The 20847-nt window shown below is 64.4% G+C and carries 15 protein-coding genes; 8 read left to right on the forward strand and 7 right to left on the reverse strand.

Annotated elements, in window-relative coordinates:
- The first annotated feature begins 139 nt into the window (after window positions 1–139).
- Entirely contained in the window at window positions 140–3490 is a 3351-nt protein-coding gene (locus EJ068_RS19605; protein ID WP_189512519.1) for an adenylate/guanylate cyclase domain-containing protein, read from the forward strand.
- Between the two features lie 299 nt (window positions 3491–3789).
- Window positions 3790–4140 carry a transposase gene (locus tag EJ068_RS19610; protein WP_129554730.1) on the forward strand — a complete coding sequence of 117 codons (351 nt, stop codon included), beginning with the start codon at window positions 3790–3792 and terminating at the stop codon, window positions 4138–4140.
- 663 nt (window positions 4141–4803) lie between these two features.
- Here the strand turns inward: EJ068_RS19610 and EJ068_RS19615 are convergent.
- Window positions 4804–5922, reverse strand: coding sequence for an FAD-binding oxidoreductase (locus EJ068_RS19615; RefSeq protein ID WP_129555014.1), 1119 nt, complete (start codon window positions 5920–5922; stop codon window positions 4804–4806).
- A 102-nt stretch (window positions 5923–6024) separates the two neighbouring features.
- Between EJ068_RS19615 and EJ068_RS19620 the strand changes: the two genes are divergently transcribed.
- From EJ068_RS19620 to EJ068_RS19640, 5 genes are all read left to right on the forward strand, one after another.
- Entirely contained in the window at window positions 6025–6930 is a 906-nt protein-coding gene (locus EJ068_RS19620) for a LysR family transcriptional regulator (RefSeq protein ID WP_129554731.1), read from the forward strand.
- An 89-nt stretch (window positions 6931–7019) separates the two neighbouring features.
- Window positions 7020–9098: a hydantoinase/oxoprolinase family protein gene (locus tag EJ068_RS19625; RefSeq protein WP_129554732.1), complete on the forward strand. Its 2079-nt coding sequence runs from the start codon at window positions 7020–7022 to the stop codon at window positions 9096–9098.
- Window positions 9099–9103: 5 nt separating this feature from the next.
- Complete coding sequence (locus tag EJ068_RS19630; RefSeq protein ID WP_129554733.1) at window positions 9104–11089, forward strand: hydantoinase B/oxoprolinase family protein; 1986 nt, start codon at window positions 9104–9106, stop codon at window positions 11087–11089.
- Complete coding sequence (locus EJ068_RS19635; RefSeq protein ID WP_129554734.1) at window positions 11086–11385, forward strand: (2Fe-2S)-binding protein; 300 nt, start codon at window positions 11086–11088, stop codon at window positions 11383–11385. Before EJ068_RS19630 ends, EJ068_RS19635 begins: the two co-directional genes overlap by 4 nt.
- A complete protein-coding gene (locus EJ068_RS19640) occupies window positions 11382–12749 on the forward strand; it encodes an FAD/NAD(P)-binding oxidoreductase (RefSeq protein ID WP_129554735.1) in 1368 nt (455 codons plus the stop codon). The genes EJ068_RS19635 and EJ068_RS19640 overlap by 4 nt, the downstream gene beginning before the upstream one ends.
- Before the next feature lie 44 nt (window positions 12750–12793).
- On the opposite strand, the gene EJ068_RS19645 is transcribed toward EJ068_RS19640, so the two are convergent.
- Complete coding sequence (locus EJ068_RS19645; RefSeq protein WP_129554736.1) at window positions 12794–14119, reverse strand: FAD-binding oxidoreductase; 1326 nt, start codon at window positions 14117–14119, stop codon at window positions 12794–12796.
- A gap of 224 nt (window positions 14120–14343) precedes the next feature.
- Between EJ068_RS19645 and EJ068_RS19650 the strand changes: the two genes are divergently transcribed.
- Window positions 14344–14820, forward strand: coding sequence for an Lrp/AsnC family transcriptional regulator (locus EJ068_RS19650; RefSeq protein ID WP_127220635.1), 477 nt, complete (start codon window positions 14344–14346; stop codon window positions 14818–14820).
- A gap of 78 nt (window positions 14821–14898) precedes the next feature.
- Here the strand turns inward: EJ068_RS19650 and EJ068_RS19655 are convergent, their stop codons facing one another.
- The 5 genes from EJ068_RS19655 to EJ068_RS19675 form a co-directional block, all read right to left on the reverse strand.
- Window positions 14899–16554 (reverse strand): ABC transporter ATP-binding protein, encoded by a 1656-nt coding sequence (locus EJ068_RS19655; protein ID WP_129554737.1) that lies wholly within the window; start codon window positions 16552–16554, stop codon window positions 14899–14901.
- Complete coding sequence (locus EJ068_RS19660) at window positions 16551–17402, reverse strand: ABC transporter permease (RefSeq protein WP_129554738.1); 852 nt, start codon at window positions 17400–17402, stop codon at window positions 16551–16553. Before EJ068_RS19660 ends, EJ068_RS19655 begins: the two co-directional genes overlap by 4 nt.
- Window positions 17399–18349 (reverse strand): ABC transporter permease, encoded by a 951-nt coding sequence (locus EJ068_RS19665; RefSeq protein ID WP_129554739.1) that lies wholly within the window; start codon window positions 18347–18349, stop codon window positions 17399–17401. Before EJ068_RS19665 ends, EJ068_RS19660 begins: the two co-directional genes overlap by 4 nt.
- Before the next feature lie 82 nt (window positions 18350–18431).
- Window positions 18432–20042, reverse strand: coding sequence for an ABC transporter substrate-binding protein (locus EJ068_RS19670; protein WP_129554740.1), 1611 nt, complete (start codon window positions 20040–20042; stop codon window positions 18432–18434).
- Between the two features lie 64 nt (window positions 20043–20106).
- Window positions 20107–20829: an HAD-IA family hydrolase gene (locus tag EJ068_RS19675; protein WP_129554741.1), complete on the reverse strand. Its 723-nt coding sequence runs from the start codon at window positions 20827–20829 to the stop codon at window positions 20107–20109.
- Between the last annotated feature and the right edge of the window lie 18 nt (window positions 20830–20847).

A 20847-nucleotide genomic window follows, 5' to 3' on the forward strand; every position in this document is an offset into this window, starting at 1 on the left:
CAGGGTAAACTAAGCCTTGCGCTGTAAGCCGTCATCACCACGCGCGGCGGTAACCGAAGCTCTCAAAGCCGACCTCCTTCGAAATTCCCGGAATTTGAGTTAATATCGCGTGCTGAGGTACGGCCTTGGGGGACCTGTCGTGGACATTGCCGCTTGGTTGCGACGTCTCGGGCTGGAGCACTACGAGCAGGCATTTCGCGACAACGCGATCGATGCCGAAGTTCTGCCCGAGTTGACTGACGCCGACCTCCAGCAGCTCGGTGTTCTACTCGGCCATCGCAAGCGGCTCCTCAAGGCGATCGCAGAGCTCGGACCACCTACAGAACGCTCCAAGCCGGCCACTGTCGAGATCAAAATTGAACCTGGCGCCTCGGTTGCCGAACGCCGGCAGCTGACGGTCATGTTCATTGATCTCGTTGGTTCGACGGCGCTCGCGTCGCGTCTGGATCTCGAGGATCTGCGTGAGATCATCGGGGCGTACCATCGCTGCGCGGCCGATACGATCGCCCGCTTCGGCGGCTTTGTTGCCAAGTACATGGGCGACGGCGTGTTGGTGTATTTCGGCTATCCGCAGGCACACGAAAACGATGCGGAACAGGCGGTGCGCGCTGGGCTCGCTCTCGTCGACAATGTCAGACGACTCCAGCTGTCCGAGGCATTGCGGGTTCGCGTCGGCATCGCTACCGGCCAGGTCGTCGTTGGCGATCTGATCACCGCCGGTGAGGGGCAAGAGCGAGGCGTCGTGGGCGAGACGCCAAACCTCGCCGCCCGCCTGCAAGCTCTTGCCGAGCCCGACGCGGTCGTGGTCGGGCCGCAAACGCGGCAGCTCCTCGGCGATCTTTTCGAATACCGCGACCTTGGCGACCTGGAAGTGAAAGGCTTTCCGGAGCTAATCCATCTCTATCAAGTGGCTCGTGAGAGCGCTGTTGAAAGCCGGTTCGAGGCACTGCATGGCGCGATGCCCACACCGCTGGTCGGGCGTGAGGAGGAGGTCGACATGCTCCAGCGCCAATGGCATCGCGCGAAAAGTGGGGAAGGTCGGGTGGTGCTGTTGTGCGGCGAGCCTGGCATCGGAAAGTCGCGCCTAGCCATCGCCTTGCAGGAGCGGATCCAGAATGAGCCACACGCCCGGTTGCGCTATTTCTATTCGCCGCACCATCAAGACAGCGCGCTCCACCCGACCATTGCGCAGCTAGAACGTGCCGCCGGGTTAGAGCGCGACGACCCGCCTGAGAGGAAGCTGGATAAGCTCGCGGCCCTTCTTGCCCCGGCTTCCCCGGAGGACCGAGCCCTGCTGGCCGAGCTGTTGTCGTTGCCAACCGAAGGCCACTTCCCGCCTCTCGAGCTGACGCCCCAGCGTAAGAAAGAGAAAATCTTCGACGCACTTCTCCGGCACCTCGAAGACTTGGCGCGACGAGCGCCGGTGCTGATGCTCTTTGAGGATGTGCACTGGATCGACCCCAGCTCGCGCGAACTGCTCGACTTGGTAATTGAGCGGGTGCCGCACCTGCCAGTGCTGCTTCTCCTCACGTTTCGCCCCGAGTTTCAACCGCCGTGGACCGGGCAGGCGCACGTCACGGTTCTTGTCCTCAATCGGCTCGACCATCGTGAAGGCGCTGCGCTGGTCCAGCGGGTCGTCGGGACCGGAGAGCTGCCGGGCGACGTCGTCGCAGAGATCATCGAGCGCACAGATGGGGTGCCATTGTTCGTCGAGGAGCTGACCAAGGCCGTGTTGGAGAGCGGCAACGCCAGGACAGTGCTTTCGAGATCTGCCGCGACGGCGTTGACCGTTCCCGCTACGCTGCATGCGTCGTTGATGGCGCGGCTCGATCGCCTCGGCTCAGCTGTTAAGGAGGTCGCACAGGTTGGCGCGGTTTTCGGTCGGGAGTTCTCCTACGAATTGCTTGCGGCAGTCGCACAGCGGAACCCGACTGAGCTGAATGCAGCATTGGATCAACTCCTCGGCGCCGGTCTGGTATTCTGCCGCGGGACGCGGCCACTGGCCACTTACCTCTTCAAGCATGCGCTCGTCCAGGACGCAGCGTATGGCACGTTGCTGCGCCCTAAGCGCCAGGAGCTACATAAACGTGTCGCAGACGTGTTGGAGAAAAGGTGGCCCGAAATCACTGAAGCACAACCCGAACTCCTCGCGCACCACTCTCAGGAAGCAGGAGATTGGCCGGGCGCCCTGGATCACTGGCAAAAGGCCGGAGAAGCCGCCCTGACCAGAGCGGCTACCAGGGAAGCCGTGTCGCACTTTGCCAGTGCGATCGACTGCAGCAGGAGACTTGGCGACGTTTCCGGCGGCGCCGAACGGATGGCACGTCTCCACCTTGCGATGGCCAATGCCTTGATGCAGGCAGAAGGGTATCGTTCTGAGCACCTTGGGAAGACGCTTGAAGATGCACGTATTGCAGCCGCGAAGACTGCATCGGTCGAATTGCAATGTGACGTTGCGCTTTCACTCGCTCCATTTTTTTATGCCGCCGGGCGCAATCAGGATTACCTGACCATAGCGGAAGAGCAGCTCGCAAACTGTGCCGATCTCCTTCCAACGGCCCATCTGAGTGGTCTTTGGGCAACAAAGGGGATCGCTCATTCCAACCGGGGAGAAGAGCCTCTGGCAGCGGAGGCCTTGCGCAAGGCCTTAGATCTGCTTGATCGGGTTGGCCCAAGTCGTCGTATTTCGTTCGCCGGTGCGGATCAACGTGTCTCTGCCGAAGCATATCTCAGCGAAACGCTGATCATATTGGGTTTCTTTGATGCTGCAGTCGAAGAGAAAGAGCGCCTGATGCGCAATTTTGACCAACTCGACAAGCCTTTCGACCTCGCCTGGCATCTTCTCGTGCAGTGCCAACTGTGCGCACTGCTCGGTCAATACGAGCAACTACTCGATAACGCTCAAGAGATCGTCGAGATTTGCGAGCGTCATGGCTACACGGCGCGTCGAAGCAGCGGCATCAGGTGGCGTGGCCATGCGCGCTCGCAACTAGGAGAACTGGACGCCGGTATCGATGACGTCCGAGAGAGCATGGTTCTTTGGCGTGCGCAGGGCGTCGTATTTCATACACCTGAGAAAACATGCGAACTTTGCGATCTTCTTCTGCGGGCCGGTCGCCTCGAAGAGGCATCGCTGATGCTTGATGATGTTGATACCCTCGTTTTCGATACAGACGAAGCGAGCTATCTGGCAGAATGCATACGGCTCCGTGGCCAAATCGCCGCGGACAGTGGTGACTTAGCTGGTGCCGCGCACCTATTCGAAACAGCAATTGCTACTGCCCGTCGGCAGCAAGCGAGATTCTTCGAGCTTCGCGCCACAACGCAACTAGCACCAGTTCTCGCGCGACAAGGTCGCGTCAATGATGCCGAGACGAGGCTACGATCCGTGATCGACGCGTTTGAAACCAGATATCCAGTCGTCGATCTCATCGCAGCGCAAAGGGCGCTGGACTTGCTGTGTCAAATGCGACGCAAGCGCCTCGACTAGACTAACTGTGATTGAAGGATAATGACGCGGGCCGCGATTGCCACCCGGCTCCCGCATTCCGGCAAGCCCGCCGACGCAAGCCCTCCTTCAGATGATTGTGATCTTTATTCTGCCCGTACGCCGGTCGTGGAATCCAGCATTTCATGCTCGAGTACTTTAAGTTCTTTCCATTAGAGCCCACTGCATAGTGATGGAATCGGAAGGGATTCCCAAATCAGGAGGAGTTTGATTCAACATGCTGGCTGGGATGGAGGCCAGCATGAATGACAGCATCCTACTCACAGGATTTGCGCAATCGAGTGATCGATGCGGTCGAGAAGGAAGGCATGAGCCGGCGTGCGGCGGCGCGGCGGTTCGGAGTGAGTGACTCGGCGGCGATCAAATGGGTTCAGCGCGCCGAGCGCACCGGCAGTCGCAAAGCAATGAGCATGGGTGGCCCTGGGCCCGAGGTGCTGAAGCCGCATCACGACTTCCTGATTGCAGTTCGGGCGCAGCAGCCTGACATCACATTGGAAGCCTTGAGCCATCGGCTTTTGGCCGAGCATGGCGCGAAGGCCGACACCTCGATGCTGAGCCGCTACTTCCGCCGTCACGGCATCACATTCAAAGAAAGACGCTGGTCGCGCGCGAGCAGGACCGCCCAGACGTAAGCCGTCGACGCGCTCAATGGCGCAAGTATCAGAGGCTGATTGATCCTTCTCGTCTGGTCTTCATCGATGAGACCTGGGCCAAGACCAACATGACGCGCACACACGGCTGGGCGTTCTCAATGCCGCGGGCCAGCCCGTACTCGAGAATGGCATCGCCCTCGTTCCCGGGCTTTATTTCGCCGGTCTCGATTTCGCCCTAACGCGGAAATCAGGCACTATACCGGCCGTCGCCGAGGAAGCGGGCGATCTGGTGGACCACATCATCAAGGGCCTAGTAGACACAGGCCAGCGAAAGCCTGCAGCCGATGGCCAGCGCGCGTAAGGTCTGTCACCGGCTGAATCCATGCACTGACGAGCGCGGTGCGAAGGGCTGATCCTTGCGTATTCAAGCGTCGCTTCAATCTTCAAAGGAGCGATCGGTTCCGACGGGGCGAAATGTGCCGCCCACGGGCGATGCAGGAAACCACAATGAACGGGATGAGGCGCTAGCTGACTCCCTCTACCATTGCAGGAACTGCTGAACGAATGGCTGGAATGGTGCTCAGCAGCTCTGAACCGGTCTATCCGCTCTCGGCCCCAAAGCTGCCTGTCTGAAACGCGCCCCACATCAGCCGCTGCGGTAGGCTCTGGCGTCTCCTGCGCCAATCGCAATCGATTGCTTCGTCAGGCTGCGCGGGCGAAGCGATCGATCCTGAAATCGTCGAGCGGCGTTTCGCAGCAGCCGGTCATCATAAGCTCGGCCATGGCATCGCCCACGCCCGGGCCGAGCTGGAAGCCATGCCCGCAGAAACCGAAGGCATGGAACAAGCCCGGCGTCGTCATTGAGCGTCCCATGACCGGCAGCATGTCGCGCACATAGCCCTCGCAGCCCGACCATGTGCGAATGACCGCGACCCGCGCGATCGCCGGCAACAGCCGCGCGACTGCGTGCAATTGCACCGGAAGGCGCATTGGATCGGCGGTTGCGTAACCGGGATCGAGGTCCACCGCCACCCGCTCGGCCGCGCCGCCGAAGACGATGTTGCCGCGTTCGACCTGACGCAGATAGGCGCCATGATCCTTGTCGCGGGTCCAGATGCCGACCACCGGCAGGATCCGGTGCGGCAGCGGCTCGGTCACACCCATCTGCGGACCGCGCGCGTCGAGCGGAACCGTTTCGCCGAATCGCGCGGCGACGCGCGCGCCCCAGGCGCCCGCGGTGTTGAGCAGGCATTCAGCGGCGAACGAGCCTTTCGAGGTGGTAACAAGGAAGCCGGAGCCGGTGTGCTTGATCGTCTCGACTTCGGCGTTCTCGACGATTGCCGCGCCGAGCTTGCGGGCGGCCTCGGCAAAGGCCGGCGCGATCAGGCGGGGATTGCCGCTGCCGTCATACGGCGAGAACGACGCCGCGATCGCTTCAAGACCGAGGCCGGGAAACCGGGAGCGGATTTCGCTCGGGCCAAGTTCCTCCAACTCGAGCCCCCAGGGTCGTGCCGCTTGAGCGTAGGCCCGCATGTCGGCAAGACTTCCCTCGTCGAAGATCAGTCGGATGTTGCCGGTGGCGCGGAATTCGACGTCGCGGCCAAGCATTTCTTCGGCCTCGCCCCAGAGCTTGAGCGAGCGATGGGCAAGCGGCAGCTGGGACAAATGGCGGCCCGTGCGCCGGATGTTGCCGAACGAAGCGACGGTCGCCCCGGCGCCGATCCGGTTGCGCTCGATGAGCGTCACGCGCGCGCCCCGCCGGGCGAGGAAATAGGCCGAAGCCGTCCCCATCAGGCCGCCGCCCAGCACGATCACATCCATAGTCGTTCCTTGATCCTTGGATGCATCCATCTTGTCGCCGCCGCGGCATTGCGTCAAAGATGGGTTTGGGCAAGACCCATAAGCTTTACCTATGGAGTGGCAATGCGGGCCCGGCAGCTCGAAGTGTTCATCGCCGTCATGCGCGCCGGTACGGTGACGGCCGCGGCGCGGATGCTGAACATCTCCCAGCCCGCGCTCAGCCAGATATTGCTCCACACCGAGGACGAGCTCGGCTTCACGCTGTTCGAGCGCGTGAAGGGCAGGCTTCGCCCGACGCCGGAAGCGTTCGAGATCTTCGCCGATGCCGAGCGGCTGTCGGCGGGACTCGATGGCCTGCGCCGCAAGACGACCGACCTGCGTCTCGGCCGGACCGGACTGGTGCGGGTCGCGGCCTCGCCGCCGCCGGCCATGGCGATATTGCCGCGCGCCTTCACCGCATTCCGGGCGCAGCATCCCGGCATTTTGCTGCGTTCCCACAGCGCGCCGATCGCCGCGATCGTCGACATGCTGCGTGCCGGCGATGCCAGCCTGGGTGTGGCCTTGGACGATCGGCTGCCTCCCGATATCGAGGCGGAGGTGATGGGCAGCGTCGGTTTCGCCTGCCTGCTGCCCGCTGGGCACGCGTTAGCCGGGAAAACCGAGCTGACGCTGGCCGACCTCGTCGGCGAGGAGCTGATATCCTACCGCGGCAACACCCGTCCCGCTGACGAATTGGCCCACGCTGCCCGCACGCAAGGTGTGGCGCTTTCGCCGTCGCTGGAGATCGATGTCTCTATCTCCGCGGCCGGTTTCGTTCAGGCCGGCCTGGGCATCGGCCTGGTCGACGCGCTGCTGCCTTGGCATCGGTTCGCCGGGCTCAGCGTCAGGCCGCTGGCGGCCGGGCCGGAATTCCCGATCGCGCTGCTCACGTCGCGCGCCCGAACCCTTTCGCGAGCCGACGCGATGATGCGCGACGAAATCCGCACGGCCTGCGTCGCCGTTCTCGGTGAGCATCACGATAGGGCATAAGCAAGACTTATATCCTTGCCCCTCATCCATCTTGGACCCTGACTGCCCGATCGTGCCAGCTTTGGCCGGCAGACAGGAAGGGATGCATCATGGACAGTGCCATTGCGGCGCATGCAGCGCGGAACGGAGTCGACTGGAAGGTCGGCGTCGATATCGGCGGGACCTTCATCGATTTCTGCGCGCTGGAAGTAAACTCCGGACGCGTCGCATCGCTGAAGGTGCTGGCGACGCCGGAGGACCCGGGGGCCGAGCTGATGACCGGTCTCGCCCTTCTCGCCGAGCGCGAGGGTTTCGATCCCACCCACATGACGCGCTTCGTGCATGGCACGACCGTCGGCATCAACACCATCATCCAGCGCAAGGGCGCGCCGCTCGCGCTGTTCACCAATGCCGGGTTCGAGGACGTGATCGAACTGGCGCGGCTTCGCATGCCGGACATGTATTCGCTGTTTTGCTCGCGGCCGGACCCGCTGATCTCGCGCGACATGGTCTTCGGCATTCCGGCGCGCATGCGCGCCGATGGCAGTGAGTCCCAGGCCCCGGACATGGCAGTGGTGGAAAACGCCGTCGCGGCTGCGAAAGCGGGCGGCGCCCAGGGGATCATCGTCTCCTTCCTCCACGCCTGGCGCAACACGGCGCAGGAGGCCTCGGTGAAGGCCGCGATCGCGCGTCTTGCGCCCGAGCTTTTCGTCTTCACCTCGGCAGAGGTCTGGCCGGTCATCCGCGAATATGAGCGTAGCTCTACCGCCATCCTCAACGGCTACGTCCATCCGCGCGTCTGCGGCTATCTGACGGCGCTGGAAGAGCGGCTGAAGGCTCGCGGCGTGCCGGCCCGGCCGATGCTGACCAAATCGAATGGTGGGCTGATGAACGCCGCTGAAGGCAAGCGCACTTGCGTCAACATGCTGTTGTCGGGAACGGCCTCCGGCGTCATCGGCGCTTCGTGGCTGGCCCGCCAGGCCGGCGAGGACAAGATCCTTACCCTCGACATCGGCGGCACCTCGGCCGATTTCGCGCTGATCATCGGCGGCGAGGCGCAGTTCGGCACCGGCGAGCTGATCGGCGAGTTTCCGCTGCATATCCCGTCTGTATCGGTCAGCTCGATCGGCGTCGGCGGCGGCTCGATCGCCAGCGTCGATGCGCAAGGGGTGCTGCGGGTTGGACCGGAGTCGGCGGGCTCGACGCCAGGACCCGCATGCTACGGTCGCGGCGGCACGCAGGCGACAGTAACGGACGCCATGGTCGTCTGCGGATGGCTCGGCCACAGCGAGATGGCCTATGGTCAGCTCAGGATCGACGCCGGACTGGCGCATCGCGCCGTTGGCGAACTCGCCGCCAGGCTAGGGCGTACGGTCGAGCAGACCGCGCAGGCGATCCTCGACATCGCGGTGTCGGAAATGTTCGTCGAGGTCGAGAAGCTCGCCTCGAGGGCCGGCGTCGATCTGCGCGATTTCACGCTGATGCCCTTTGGCGGCGGCGGCCCGATGCTCGGTGCCTTCCTTGCCCGCGAACTCGGCATGAAGCGCGTCATGGCGCCGCGGCGCCCCGGCGTGGTGTCGGCGCTGGGCGGGCTGGTGGCCGATTTGCGTGGCGACTTCATCCGCACCATCTTCGCGCCGCTGTCGACCGCGTCGCTTCCCGCGATCAGAGAGGCCTTCGAGGCGCTCGCGCAAGAGGGCCGCGACTGGCTTGCAGCCCAGGGGCATGATGCGGCCGCCGAGCTCAATCTCTCCTGCGACATGCGCTATCTCGGGCAGAGTTATGAGATCGAGGTCGTGCTTTCGCCGGAATGGCTGGCGGAGGGCAGTGCGGAGGCCATCGAGCAAGCCTTTCACCGCACCCACGAGCAGCTCTACGATTTCCACGATTCCCAAGGCGCGATCGAGCTTGTGAATGTCCGCCTGTCGGCGATAGGCGCGGGCCCGGTGCTCTCCTTCCCGGAAGCTGACGAGATAAACGCTCCGGCCAGTCCGGCGCGCCGGCTCCCGGTCTACACCGGCCGAGCCGTTGAGACCGTCGACCTCCACGACCGGCAGACCTTGGTGCCCGGCAGCACGTTCCTCGGGCCCGCCGTGGTGGTGCAGGAAGACACGACCTTCGCCATCCCCGCCGGAACGCAGGCTCGGGTCGACCGCCACCTCAATCTCCTTCTGACCTTCGCGGAGTGACGCCGTTGTTCGACCGCACAAACCTTCAGGTTCTGGCCAACCATGCCCGCGCGGCGGCCGAGAACATGGCCCACACGCTGCACCGCACCGCGCACTCGGCCTTCGTCAAGGAAACGCAGGACTTCACGGTGATGCTGATGGACCGCTCCGGCGCGACCTTCGCCGTCCCGATGGAACTCGGCGCCACCTGGTACCCGGGGCTTTCCTATCACCGCGCGATCGCGATGGTGGATGACTATCGGCCGGGCGACGTCGCCTTCACCAACAATCCCTATTCAGGCCATGTCGCCACGCACGCGCCCGACACGCATCTTTGGAAGCCGGTGTTCGTCGACGGTGAGATCGTCGCCTGGACCGGCGGCCATATCCACAACACCGACATGGGTGGCGCGGTGCCGGCCTCGCTCAGCCGCGCGCTGACCGAGATCCATCAGGAGGGTATCCGCTTTCCGCCGATGAAGCTGGTGCGCGAGGGCGTCTTCGACGACGCGATCCTGCGGATCATGAGGATCAATGTGCGCAAGCCCGAGCTCAACATCGGCGACATCAAGGCGCTGGTCGGCGCGCTCAACACCGGCGAGCGCAAGATCCAGGCGATGGTGAAGAAGTTCGGCAAGGCCGGCTTCGTCGAAGGCGTGTCCGCGCTTCTCGATCATGCCGAGGCTCAGGCGCGCGACGTGCTGCGCGCTATGCCCGACGGCAGCTGGGAATTCGCCGACTATGCGGACGAGGATTCGGTTGAGGCCAATCCCTGCCGGCTGAAGCTGAGGCTGACGATCAAGGGTGACGAGGCGGTACTCGACTTCACCGGCTCCGATCCGCAGCTCGGCTCTTCGCTCAACGTCCCTTCGGGCGGCGATCCGCGCCACACCATGCTGCTCGTCGGCGTCTACTACGTGCTTTACACGCTGAACCCGAAGATCCTGCTCAACACGGGCCTTACCCGACCGTTCACCTGCATCACGCCCCAAGGATCGGTGCTGAACCCGATGCATCCCGCCGCCGTCGGCATGCGCTCGCTCACCTGCGCGCGATTGCGGTCCGTGATCTTCGGCGCCTTCTCGCAAGCCGTGCCGGAACGCCTGCCGGCGGCGCCCGCCGGCAACAACTGCATCGTCAATGTCATGACCACCGACGAGCGCACCAGCCGCAGCGTCATCGCGGCGGTGAACCCGGTGGTGGGCGGCGGCGGCGCGATGCCGCATCGCGATGGCACCAACGGGTCGGGCGCCGATGCCGCTTATCTGAAGAACACGCCGATCGAGATCACCGAGACCGAGACGCCGGTCGAGTTCGTGAAATACGGGCTCGCCCGGGACAGCGGCGGCGCCGGCCGCTGGCGCGGTGGACTGGCGACCGAGATGGCCTTCCGCGTCTTTGCACCGGACTCCAGGATCACGGCGCGCAACCGCGATCGCAGCTTCTTCCGCCCCTGGGGCGTGCTGGGCGGCAAGGCGGCCGGCTTGTCCGACATGGTCGTCAATCCGGGAACCGAGCACGAGCGGCGGCTAGGCAACATCGACACGGCAGTGCTGCAGCCCGGCGACGTGCTCGAGATCCGCTCCGCCGGCGGCGGCGGGCGCGGCGATCCGCTTCAGCGCGAACCCTGGCGGGTCGCTGCGGATGTGCGGCGCGGCTATCTCTCGGCGGCGGCGGCCGAGCGCGACTACGGCGTCGTCCTTGGCGACGGCGAGGTCGACGAGCAGGCGACGAAGCAATTGCGCGCGCGGCACAAGCCGGTCGCCAGCCATTTCCATTTCGGCCCGGAGCGCGACGGCTACGAAGCCCAGTGGACGCCGGCAGCCTATGACCGGCTCCACGCCGTGCTGGATGCTTTGCCGATCCACTGGCGGTTCTTTGCCAAGACCGAGATTTTTCGCCGCATGAAGGGGCGCTCCGGGCCGGAAGGCGTCCAGGCGGCCTTCGATGCTGTCTGCGAACGCTTCCCCGAACTGCCACGTCCGAGGCCGGTGCGGGAGGCCGCGGAATGAATACCGGGCGGGTCGTCCGGCTGGCCGAGCGCGATCGGCCAGAGGTACGTTTCGTTCTCGACGGTGAGATGTGCAGTGCGCTTGCCGGCGACACGGTGCTGACCGCCGTGCTGGCCTCAGGACGCGCGTTGCGAAACTCCGAGTTCGGACCTGAGCGGCGCGCCGGTTTCTGCCTGATGGGTGCCTGCCAGGATTGCTGGGTGTGGCAGGAGGAGGGACCGCGTCTGCGCGCTTGCTCCACGCCTGTCACCGAGGGCATGCTGTTGCGCACGACGCCGCCGGAGAGCTGGCCGTGAGCGAGCCCGCATCGCCGAAAATCGTGATCGTCGGCGCCGGTCCGGCCGGCATCAGGGCCTCGGCAACGCTGGTCGAGGCCGGGCTCCACCCGGTGGTGATCGACGAAGGGCATCGCGCGGGCGGGCAGATCTATCGCCGTCCACCGGACGGCCTCGTCTGCACGCCGGAACAGCTCTATGGGTCGGAGGCGGCGAAGGCGCGCGCCCTGCATATGCTCTTCGACGGGCTGGCGGGAGAGGGGCGGCTTACCCATCACGCGGGCAGTTCCGTCATCGCCGTGCATGCCGGGCGGCTGCACGTGCTGGGGGAGGGCGGGGTACAGGTGATCGGCTACGACCGCCTGATCCTTGCCACCGGCGCTTCCGATCGCATCGCTCCGGTCCCCGGCTGGCAGAGCGCCGGCGTCTACAGCCTCGGCGCGGCGCAGATCGCGCTCAAGGCGCAGGGCGTGGCGCTCGGACGGCGCATCGTGCTGATCGGATCGGGGCCTTTGCTGACGCTGGTCGGCGCGCAGCTTCTCAAGGCTGGAGCGGATGTGGCGGCGGTGCTGGACACCTCCCCTTGGCGCCAGCAGATGTCGGGGCTCTGGGGACTTGCGGCCCGTCCGGTCGTTGCGCTGCGCGGCTTGGTCCTGCGGGCGAGGCTCGGCGGCCGCTATCATGCGGGCGTGACGCTGGAGCGCATCGAGGCCGACGCGTCGGGCGTCACAGCGATGCGCTGGCGCGACGCCGGCGGCCGGGAGCGCCTCACCCCATGCGACATGATCGGCATGGGCTGGCACCTGCGGGCGGAGACGCATCTGGCCGACCTGACGGGATGCGCCTTCTCCTATGACGAGCAGTGGCGGCAATGGTTGCCGAAGATCGACGAGATGGGTCGCGCCGGCAACGGCGTCTATCTTGCCGGCGACGGAGCTTGTCTCCTCGGGGCCGACGGGGCGGAGATCGCGGGACGCCTCGCCGCGGCGGCGTGCCTGTCCGATCTCGGGCGTCCGGCGCCGTCCGCCAGCGCCGATCTGCGCAAGCTGGCGCGGCTCGAGCGCTTTGCCCGCGGTCTGGCGCGCGCCTTTCCCTGGCCGGCCGAGATGGTACGGGCGCTTCCCGACGATGCGATCGTCTGCCGCTGCGAGAACGTGACTGCCGGGGCCGTGCGTGAGGGCGCGGATCTCGGCGGCAGCGAGGCCAACAGGGTGAAGTCGCTTTCACGCGCCGGCATGGGGCGCTGCCAGGGGCGCTATTGCCAGTTGGCATCCGTCGAACTCATCGTGGCGCAAGCCGGCTGCGCGCCCGACGCCGTGGGCCGTCTTCGCGGCCAGGCGCCTGTTCGGCCGGCGCCTGTCGGCGCTTTTCTGCGGGACGGTTGATGCAGCTGCGAAAGCTACGCCTGAATGTCGGCATGGATCACGCCCTAAAAATCGGCGACCTTCCCCCAGGACGAAGCGTCGAAGCGCCGTGGATCGTAGGATGTCGGGTCGACGATCGGCTCCGCCCCGGTCACCAGATCGGCGACCAGGTGCCCGGCGCCAGGTCCGATGCCGAAGCCATGTCCCGAAAATCCGGCGGCCAGGAAAAGGCCGGGAACGGAATTGATCTCGCCGATGGCCGGTACACCGTCCGGCGTGCTGTCGATATAGCCTGCCCAGGCCGCGCTGATCCTGGTCTTTCTGAGATCGGGCATCAGTTCGAGTGCCCGGGCGTGGGTCAGGCGGATCGTCGCCTGGTCAGGGACCGGATCGAGGATGCGCATCCGCTCCATCGGCGTCGGCCGGTCGAGGCGCCAGCGCTTCAGTGTTTCATGGCCGGAGCGCATGCCCTGCAGGCCGCCGGGCGCGAGGCTTCGCCAGCGCTTCAAGAACATGGGAAGGAACTGCGAGGAGAAGCGCAGTTGCTGCGGCGTCACGTCGACGCGCCCGCGTCCGCTGATGGCGAGCGTATAGCCGCCGTCGCTGCGGCGCGTGACCGAGATCCTCGCCGTGTGCAGCGCATCCGGCAGGCCTTCGGCACCGGGCGAGACCGACAGGATCGAGGAGCGGATCGAGGCCTGCGGAAAGCGAAAGCCGAACTGCCGGCAGAAGGAGGACGCCCAGGCGCCGCCGGCCATCACCGCCACCTTTGTCCGGATGGTTCCGCTTTCCGTGACCACGCAGCTCAAGCGCCCGCCCTCGGTCTCGATGCCGCGCGCGGTGCAATTCTGGTGCACGGTGCTGCCGAGCTTCAGAATGGCGCGGACGACCGTGGGCGCGGCCCGCGACGGGTCGGCAGTGCCGTCGGTCGGCGAAAAGACGCCGCCCTTCCAGGTCCGGCCCATGGCGCTGCCTCGCTCGCTGGCCTCGGCGCTATCGAGCATGTGCGTGGTGACGCCGGCGGTTTTGGCGAAGTCGCGCCAGCGCGCCCAGCGGGCCAGTTCCGCCTCGTCATTGCTGAGGTAGAGCAGGCCGCAGCGGCGAAAGCCGGGGTCTTCGCCGGTCTCTATCGAAAAGCGCTCCCACAGATCGAGGCTATGGGTCGCCATCGGCAGCTCGCGGGCATCGCGGTTCTGCTGCCGGCACCATCCCCAGTTCCTGCTGGACTGCTCAGCGCCGATGCGTCCCTTTTCGACAAGAGCGACCTTCATTCCGCGCAGCGCCAGGTAATAGGCTGCGAAGACGCCGACGATGCCGCCGCCGATGATCACCGCATCAGCGGACTGCGGCAGTTCGCCAGACGTCTCGATTTGCTGCAGTGGCGCGCGCATGATCCTCTCTGCCTTGAAGCGCCAGTTTATCGCGTTGTGCAGGCAGCCGCTGCCGCAGTTGAGGCGCAAGCAGAATTTTGTTCCGGCAACCCCATTGAAATCGCGAGTCCATGCGTTTCAAAGCGGTGTCGGCTCGGATGGACAGGCCAGCGGGCTATGGTATTCTCGGCGGTCACCAGCGTGACAGCATTTTGTGCTGTAGCACTCTTTCTCGGAGACAGCCCATGAAACTGGATCGGATCGACATCAAGATTCTGCACGAACTGCAGAAGAACGGCCGCATCACCAATGTCGAACTGGCCGAGCTGGTGCATCTGTCGCCGAGCCCGTGCCTGATGCGGGTCAAGAAGCTGCAGTCAGAGGGCTACATCGAGGGCTACTCGGCGCAGGTCAATATCGGCAAGCTCGGCCAGACGCTGACCGTGTTCACCGAGATCACCTTGAAGAACCATCGACAGGTGGACTTCGCCCGCTTCCTCGCCGTCGTGGAAAAGATCGATCAGGTCATCGAATGCCACCTCGTCTCGGGCGGCTACGACTATCTGATGAAATTCGTCACCGCCGGAATCGGCGAGTATCAGACGATCATGGAGCGGCTGACCGACATGGATATCGGCATCGACAAGTATTTTAGCTTCGTGGTGCTGAAGTCTCCGATCGTCAAGGCGCACATGCCGCTGCCCAGCTTGTTCCCGATGTGAGACGCCGTAGGCCTTTTAGGCTTTTATTCCTCACGCAATTCCGGGCGGAAAATCGCTGCGCACTTTCCTGGAATTGCGCTAGCGGTGGCCGTACTGGCTGACGAGCTCCGGATCGCGGACAAGGCCGTCGAGCCAGGTGGGGTCGAGCTTTGGCACCGACGAGAACAGAAGCTTGGAATAGGGGTGGGTGGCCGTCCTCACCTTGTCGGGCGTGATCAACTCCACCCGCTGGCCATTATACATGACCATGAGCTCGTCGCAGATCGCCTCGACGACGGAGAGGTCGTGGCTGATGAAGATGTAGGACAGACCCAGCTCGCGCTGCAGCTCCTTGAGCAGCTCAATCACGGCGGACGCCACCACCGTGTCGAGCGCCGAGGTGATCTCGTCGCAGATGATCAGCTTGGGATCAGCCGCCAGTGCGCGCGCAAAATTCACGCGCTGCTTCTGGCCGCCCGACAGCTCCGAGGGATGGCGATAGCGCAGTGCCTTCGGCAGGCGCACCATGTCGAGCAACTCGTCGACGCGCCTGGAGCGCGCCTGCCTGTCGAGCCCATGATAGAAGGCCAGCGGCCGGGCGATGATGTCTTCCACCGGCTTGGCCGGATTGAGCGCGGTGTCGGCATATTGGAACACGATCTGCATCTCGCGCAGTTGGTCCTGGCTGCGCTTGCCTGCCGCGCGCTGCAATGGCTTGCCGTCGAAGACGATGTCGCCGGCCGCAGCCGGATGGATGCCTGCAATGACCCGTGCCAGCGTCGATTTTCCGCAGCCGGACTCGCCGATGACGCCGAGATTGCGGCCCTTCTCCACGATCAGGCTGACGGAATCCACGGCGCGGATCAGCGGCAGTCCGTTGTCCCGCACCGCGCCGTAGCCGGCCGTCACATTGTCGATGCGCAGCAGCTGGTTGGTCGCGGCCTCCGCATCTGCGTGCGCTTGCCGCCGCTTCGGTTCGAAGGCGGCCAGCAGCTCGCGCGTATAGGGGTGCTTGGCGGCTGAGAGGATTTCAGCCGTGGTGCCGGTCTCCTGCACTTCGCCGCCCTTCAGCACCACGATGCGGTCGGCGATCTGGGCGACGACAGCGAGGTCGTGGGACACATAGACACCCGCAATGCCACCCGCCCGCATCACCGATTTGAAGGCCTTCAGCACGTCGATCTGTGTCGTCACGTCAAGCGCCGTCGTCGGCTCGTCGAAGATGACCAGCTTGGGATCGCCGATCAGCGCCATGGCCGCCGCCAGCCGTTGCAATTGTCCGCCCGAGACCTGGTGCGGATAACGCGCGCCGATCCCGTCCGGATCCGGCAGCGACAAGGCCCTGAACAATTCGACCGCCCGCTTGCGCGCCTGCTCGGGCGGCATCAGCCTGTGAATGCGCGTGACCTCGATCACCTGTTCCATGATGGAGGACGAGGGGTTGAACGAGGCGGCGGCACTTTGCGGAACATAGGCAATGTCGGTGCCGCGCAGCTTTGCCCGTTCCTTCTCGGAGAGCGCAGCCATGTTCTTGCCGTTGACGTTGATCTCGCCGCCGGTGATCCGGCATCCGGGCCTTGCGTGACCCATGAGCGAGAGCGCCACCGTCGTCTTTCCTGAGCCGCTCTCGCCGATCAGCGCGACGATCTCGCCGTCGGCGATATCGAGACTGACGCCCTTGATGATTTCAACGACACGTCCGGCGTCGGTCGTCGCCTCGATCTTCAGATTCCTGACCTCGACGAGGTTGGTCATGCGTCGCGGTCCCTGATCTTCTGCGGCAGATTGTCGATCAGCAGGTTGACGCTGATGGTGAGGCTGGCGATCGCCAGCGAGGGCACGACGACCGCCGGCGCCGCGAAGGGCAGGCCGCCGATGTTTTCGCGCACCAGCGCGCCCCAGTCGGCCAAGGGCGGCTGCAGGCCAAGTCCGAGGAAGGAAAGGCCGGAGAGCAAAAGCACGATGAACACGAAACGCAGGCCGAAATCGGCGAGCACCGGGCGGATGATGTTGGGCAGGATCTCTGAGCCGATGAGATAGGCGGTGCTTTCGCCGCGGACGCGGGCGACCGTCATGAAGTCCATGGTGTTGATGTTGACCGCGAGCGCGCGGGCAAAGCGGTAGGCGCCCGGGATGTAGATGACGGCGAGCGTCAGGATCAGCGCCGGGATCGACGAGCCGACCGCGGCGACGACGACAAGGCCGAACAGCTTGCTCGGAATGGAGTTCATCGCGTCGAGGAAGCGGCTGAGACAGGTGTCGAACAAGCCGCCGATGACGGCCGCGATCATGCCGAGCACGACGCCCGAGAAACAGGCGATGGAAACGGCGGCGAGCGATATGCCGACGGTGTAGCGCGCGCCCATCAGCACCCGCGAGAGCATGTCGCGTCCGAGATAATCCGAGCCGAGCCACAGGCCCTGGCGCATCGGGCCAAAATAGTCGTCGTCGACGATGTCGCCGATCGAATGGGGAATGATGTAGGGCGCGAAGATCGCGACCAGCGTCCACGCCAGGATGACCAGCGCGGCCACGACGCCCACAAGATTGTAGCTGTGGCCCAGGAAGGACCGTGGAGAGGCTACTGCGCGCGCCATCGTCATCTCAGCCTCGGGTTGGACATGATGGCGACGATATCAGCGGCCGTGATCAGCAAGAGATACCCGAGGCAGAAGATCATCGCGCAGCTCTGGATCAGCGGCAGGTCGCGGGTCGCGACGGCGTCCACCATCAGCTTGGCGATGCCGGGATAGTTGAAGATCGTCTCGACGATGATTACGCCGCCGACAAGATAGGACAAAGATAGTGCAACCGCGTTGACGATCGGTCCGAGCGCGTTGGGAAGAGCGTGCCTGAGCACCATGCGGCCGCGCGAGGCACCCTTGAGCAGCGCCATCTCGACATAAGGCGTGGACAGCGTCTCGATCACCGCGGCGCGGGTCATGCGGATCATCTGGGCGGAGATGACGAAGGTGAGCGTGATCACCGGCATCGCGTAGATGCGAACGAGGTCGGTCAGCGAATGCGCCTCGTTGACCGAGGACAACGCCGGCAGCCATTTGAGATAGACGGCGAAGAGCAGTACCGCCAGCGTCGCGACCATGAACTCCGGCACGGAGATGACGCCGATCGAAAGGATGGTGACGGCGCGGTCGTAGAGCGAGCCGCGCAGCATCGCGGCGCTGATGCCGAGCGTCAGGGCCAGCGGCACTGAGATGAGGGTGGTGATGCTGGCGAGCTTCATGGTGTTGACGAAGCGTCCGCCGATCAACGCCGCTACCGGCATGTCGTTGGCATAGGAAGTGCCGAGATCGCCGTGCAGCAGGCCGAAAAGCCAACGCAGGAAGCGCAGGATCGCCGGATCGTTGAGATGCATGGCCTCGCGCAGGCCGGCGACGGCCTCGGGGGTCGCCGCTTGGCCGAGCAGGATCGACGCGGTGTCCCCAGGCAGCATGCTGGTGGCGAAAAACACGGCGAACAGCACTATCAGAAGCGTGACGACCGCGATCCCCAGCCGCTTCACCACGAGGTTGAGAACCCCAGATTTCATGGAAGCGCTCCCCGCGGTGCGTTCGTCAACAATCCTGCGCAATGCAGTGCCGGGGCCGGCGACCGGCCCCGGCGGGCGCCTCTCAGGCCTCAAGCCAGAGATATTCCGCCATTGCGTAGCCCATCATGCCACCGAGCGGGTTCGCTTCCAAACCCTTCACCTTGCTCGAGAGGGCATCGACGTTGGAAATGTAGGCCGGGATGATCGTGCCAGCCTCGTCGGCGATCATGGTCTGCATCTGGCCATAGATCTCCTTGCGCTTGGCCTGGTCGAGCGAGCCGCGCGCCTCCACAAGCATCTTGTCGAATTTCTCGGACTTGTACTGGCTTTCGTTCCACGGCGCGTTCGAAGCGTAGAGGAGCGAGAACAGGATGTCCGGCGTTGGGCGCGGATTGATGTTGCCGAAATGGATTGGCGCCTTGAGCCAGTAGTTGTCCCAGTAGCCGTCGGACGGGACGCGCTGCACGTCGAGCTTCATGCCGATGTCGGCGCCCGCTGCCTGGATGATCACCGCCATGTCGATCGACGAAGTTGCCGCATCGGAGGCGATCACCGGGATGGACTGGCCGAGCAGGCCCGCCTTTTGGAAGTGGAACTTCGCCTTGTCCGGGTCGAAAGCCTTCGGCTTGAGGTCGGCATTGTGGAAGATGTTGGCCGGGGAGACGGGCTGGTCGTTGCCGATCTCGCCGAGGCCGCGCAATGCCGATTTGACGATCTGCTCGCGGTTGACGAGATACTTCATGCCGGCGACGAAGTCGGCCTTGTTACCCGGATCCATGTCGAGCCGGATGTTGAGGTCGGTGTAATTGCCCGAGGTCGTCTTCGACAGTTCGAAGCCTTGCTGGCTTTCCAGCAGTTTCATCGCCCGTGGATTGATCGAGGCGGCGAAGGCGATGTCACCGGAAAGCAGCGCGTTCACGCGGGCGCTGTCGTCACTGATGGCGATGAACTCGAAGGAGTCGAGATAGGGCTTGCCCGATTTCCAGTAGTTCTTGTTCTTCGTGACCACCGAACGCACGCCCGGCTCGAACGTCTCGAGCACAAAGGCGCCGGTGCCGTTGCCCTTTGAGAAATCAGTCGTGCCGTCCTGGACAATCATGAAGTGGTGCAGCGCCAGAATGGTCGGCAGGTCGGCGTTCGGATCGGCGAGCGTGATTTCCACGGTAGACTTGTCGACCGCCTTGAAGCCGCTCATCTGCGCGGCGATCTTGGCGACCTTGGAGCCGACTGCCTTGTCGAGATGACGCTTCAGCGAAAAGACCACGTCGTCGGCCGTGAGATCCTTGCCGTCGTGGAACGTGACGCCCTTGCGCAGTTTCACCGTCCAGGTCTTGGCGTCCTTGCTGTCGAAGCTCTCGGCGAGTTCCATCTGCGTCTTGCCATCCTTGTCGAGGAAGGTCAGGCGGTTGTAGAGCGAGCAGCAGCGGACATAGTCGGTGGAGAGCGACGCCTTGGCCGGATCGAGCGTGTCGGCGGTCGAAGACGACCAGCCGGCCGCTTTCAAATTTCCACCGGAAACCGGCGTGGCGGCGACGGCCTGCGTGGCACGGCCGAGCACGAAGCTGCCTGCGGCAACTGCGGCGCCGCCCGCAAGCAGCATCTTGAGGAGTTCGCGGCGGCTGGCACCCCGCCGGATGGCGTTTTCGACCATGGCATCGTCTGCGCTGGTCCAGTTGGTGATCTTGTCATTCATGTTCATTCCCCTTTCTGATGGTTGGTCGGTATGCTCGTCTTGCTGCGGCTTTCCGGGCTTAGATTCAGATTCGTTCCTTCAGGCTCTCGCGCACGGCAGCCGCGAGGGCGGCCATCGAGGTGAAGTGGTAGTCCGGCACGGTGAAGCGCTCGGGCTCGATCGTTGCGCCATAGCCCTTCTGGGCGTGGCGGCGCTCGATCCAGCAGTTGGTCATGCCGAGCGCCCGGGAGATGCCGATGTCGTGATGTTGGCTCTGCGCGACATGCAGGATGTCGTCCTTGCTGTCGCCTCGACCGGCTACGAAATCGAAGACCTTCTGGAAGAACGCCGGATCCGGTTTCTCCGTTCCGGTATCGTCGGCGGTGAAGGTGGCGAAGAAGGGCGATCCCAGCTGCTTCTCGAAATGGTCGAGCGCCCAGCGCCGGGCATTGGTCATGGCAATCAGCTTGTGCGACTTCGCAAGACTGGCCAGTGCGGCGGCGCTGTCGAGGAAGCCTTTCCAGGTGGCGGCGGAATCGCGCAGGCGGACGCCGTATTTCTCCTCGGCCGGCAGGCCGAGCTGGGGCGCAATGACCATGTAGACACGCACCAGATCGTCGGGGAACAAGCCCGCATCGGGCATGTAGCGGGCTTGCCGGTACAGAGCCAGCGCGGCTTCGCCATCGATGGCAATGTCGGCGTCGGCGGCAATCTCGGCTAGGCAGGTCGTGATGCCGCCTTCGAAGTCGATCAGCGTGCCGACGACGTCGAAGGTCATGTATTTGAACTCGCTTAAGGCCTTGGCCAAGAACTAGCTCTCCTCTAC

The organism is Mesorhizobium sp. M2A.F.Ca.ET.043.02.1.1, assembly GCF_003952405.1.
Classification (GTDB): Bacteria; Pseudomonadota; Alphaproteobacteria; order Rhizobiales; family Rhizobiaceae; genus Mesorhizobium.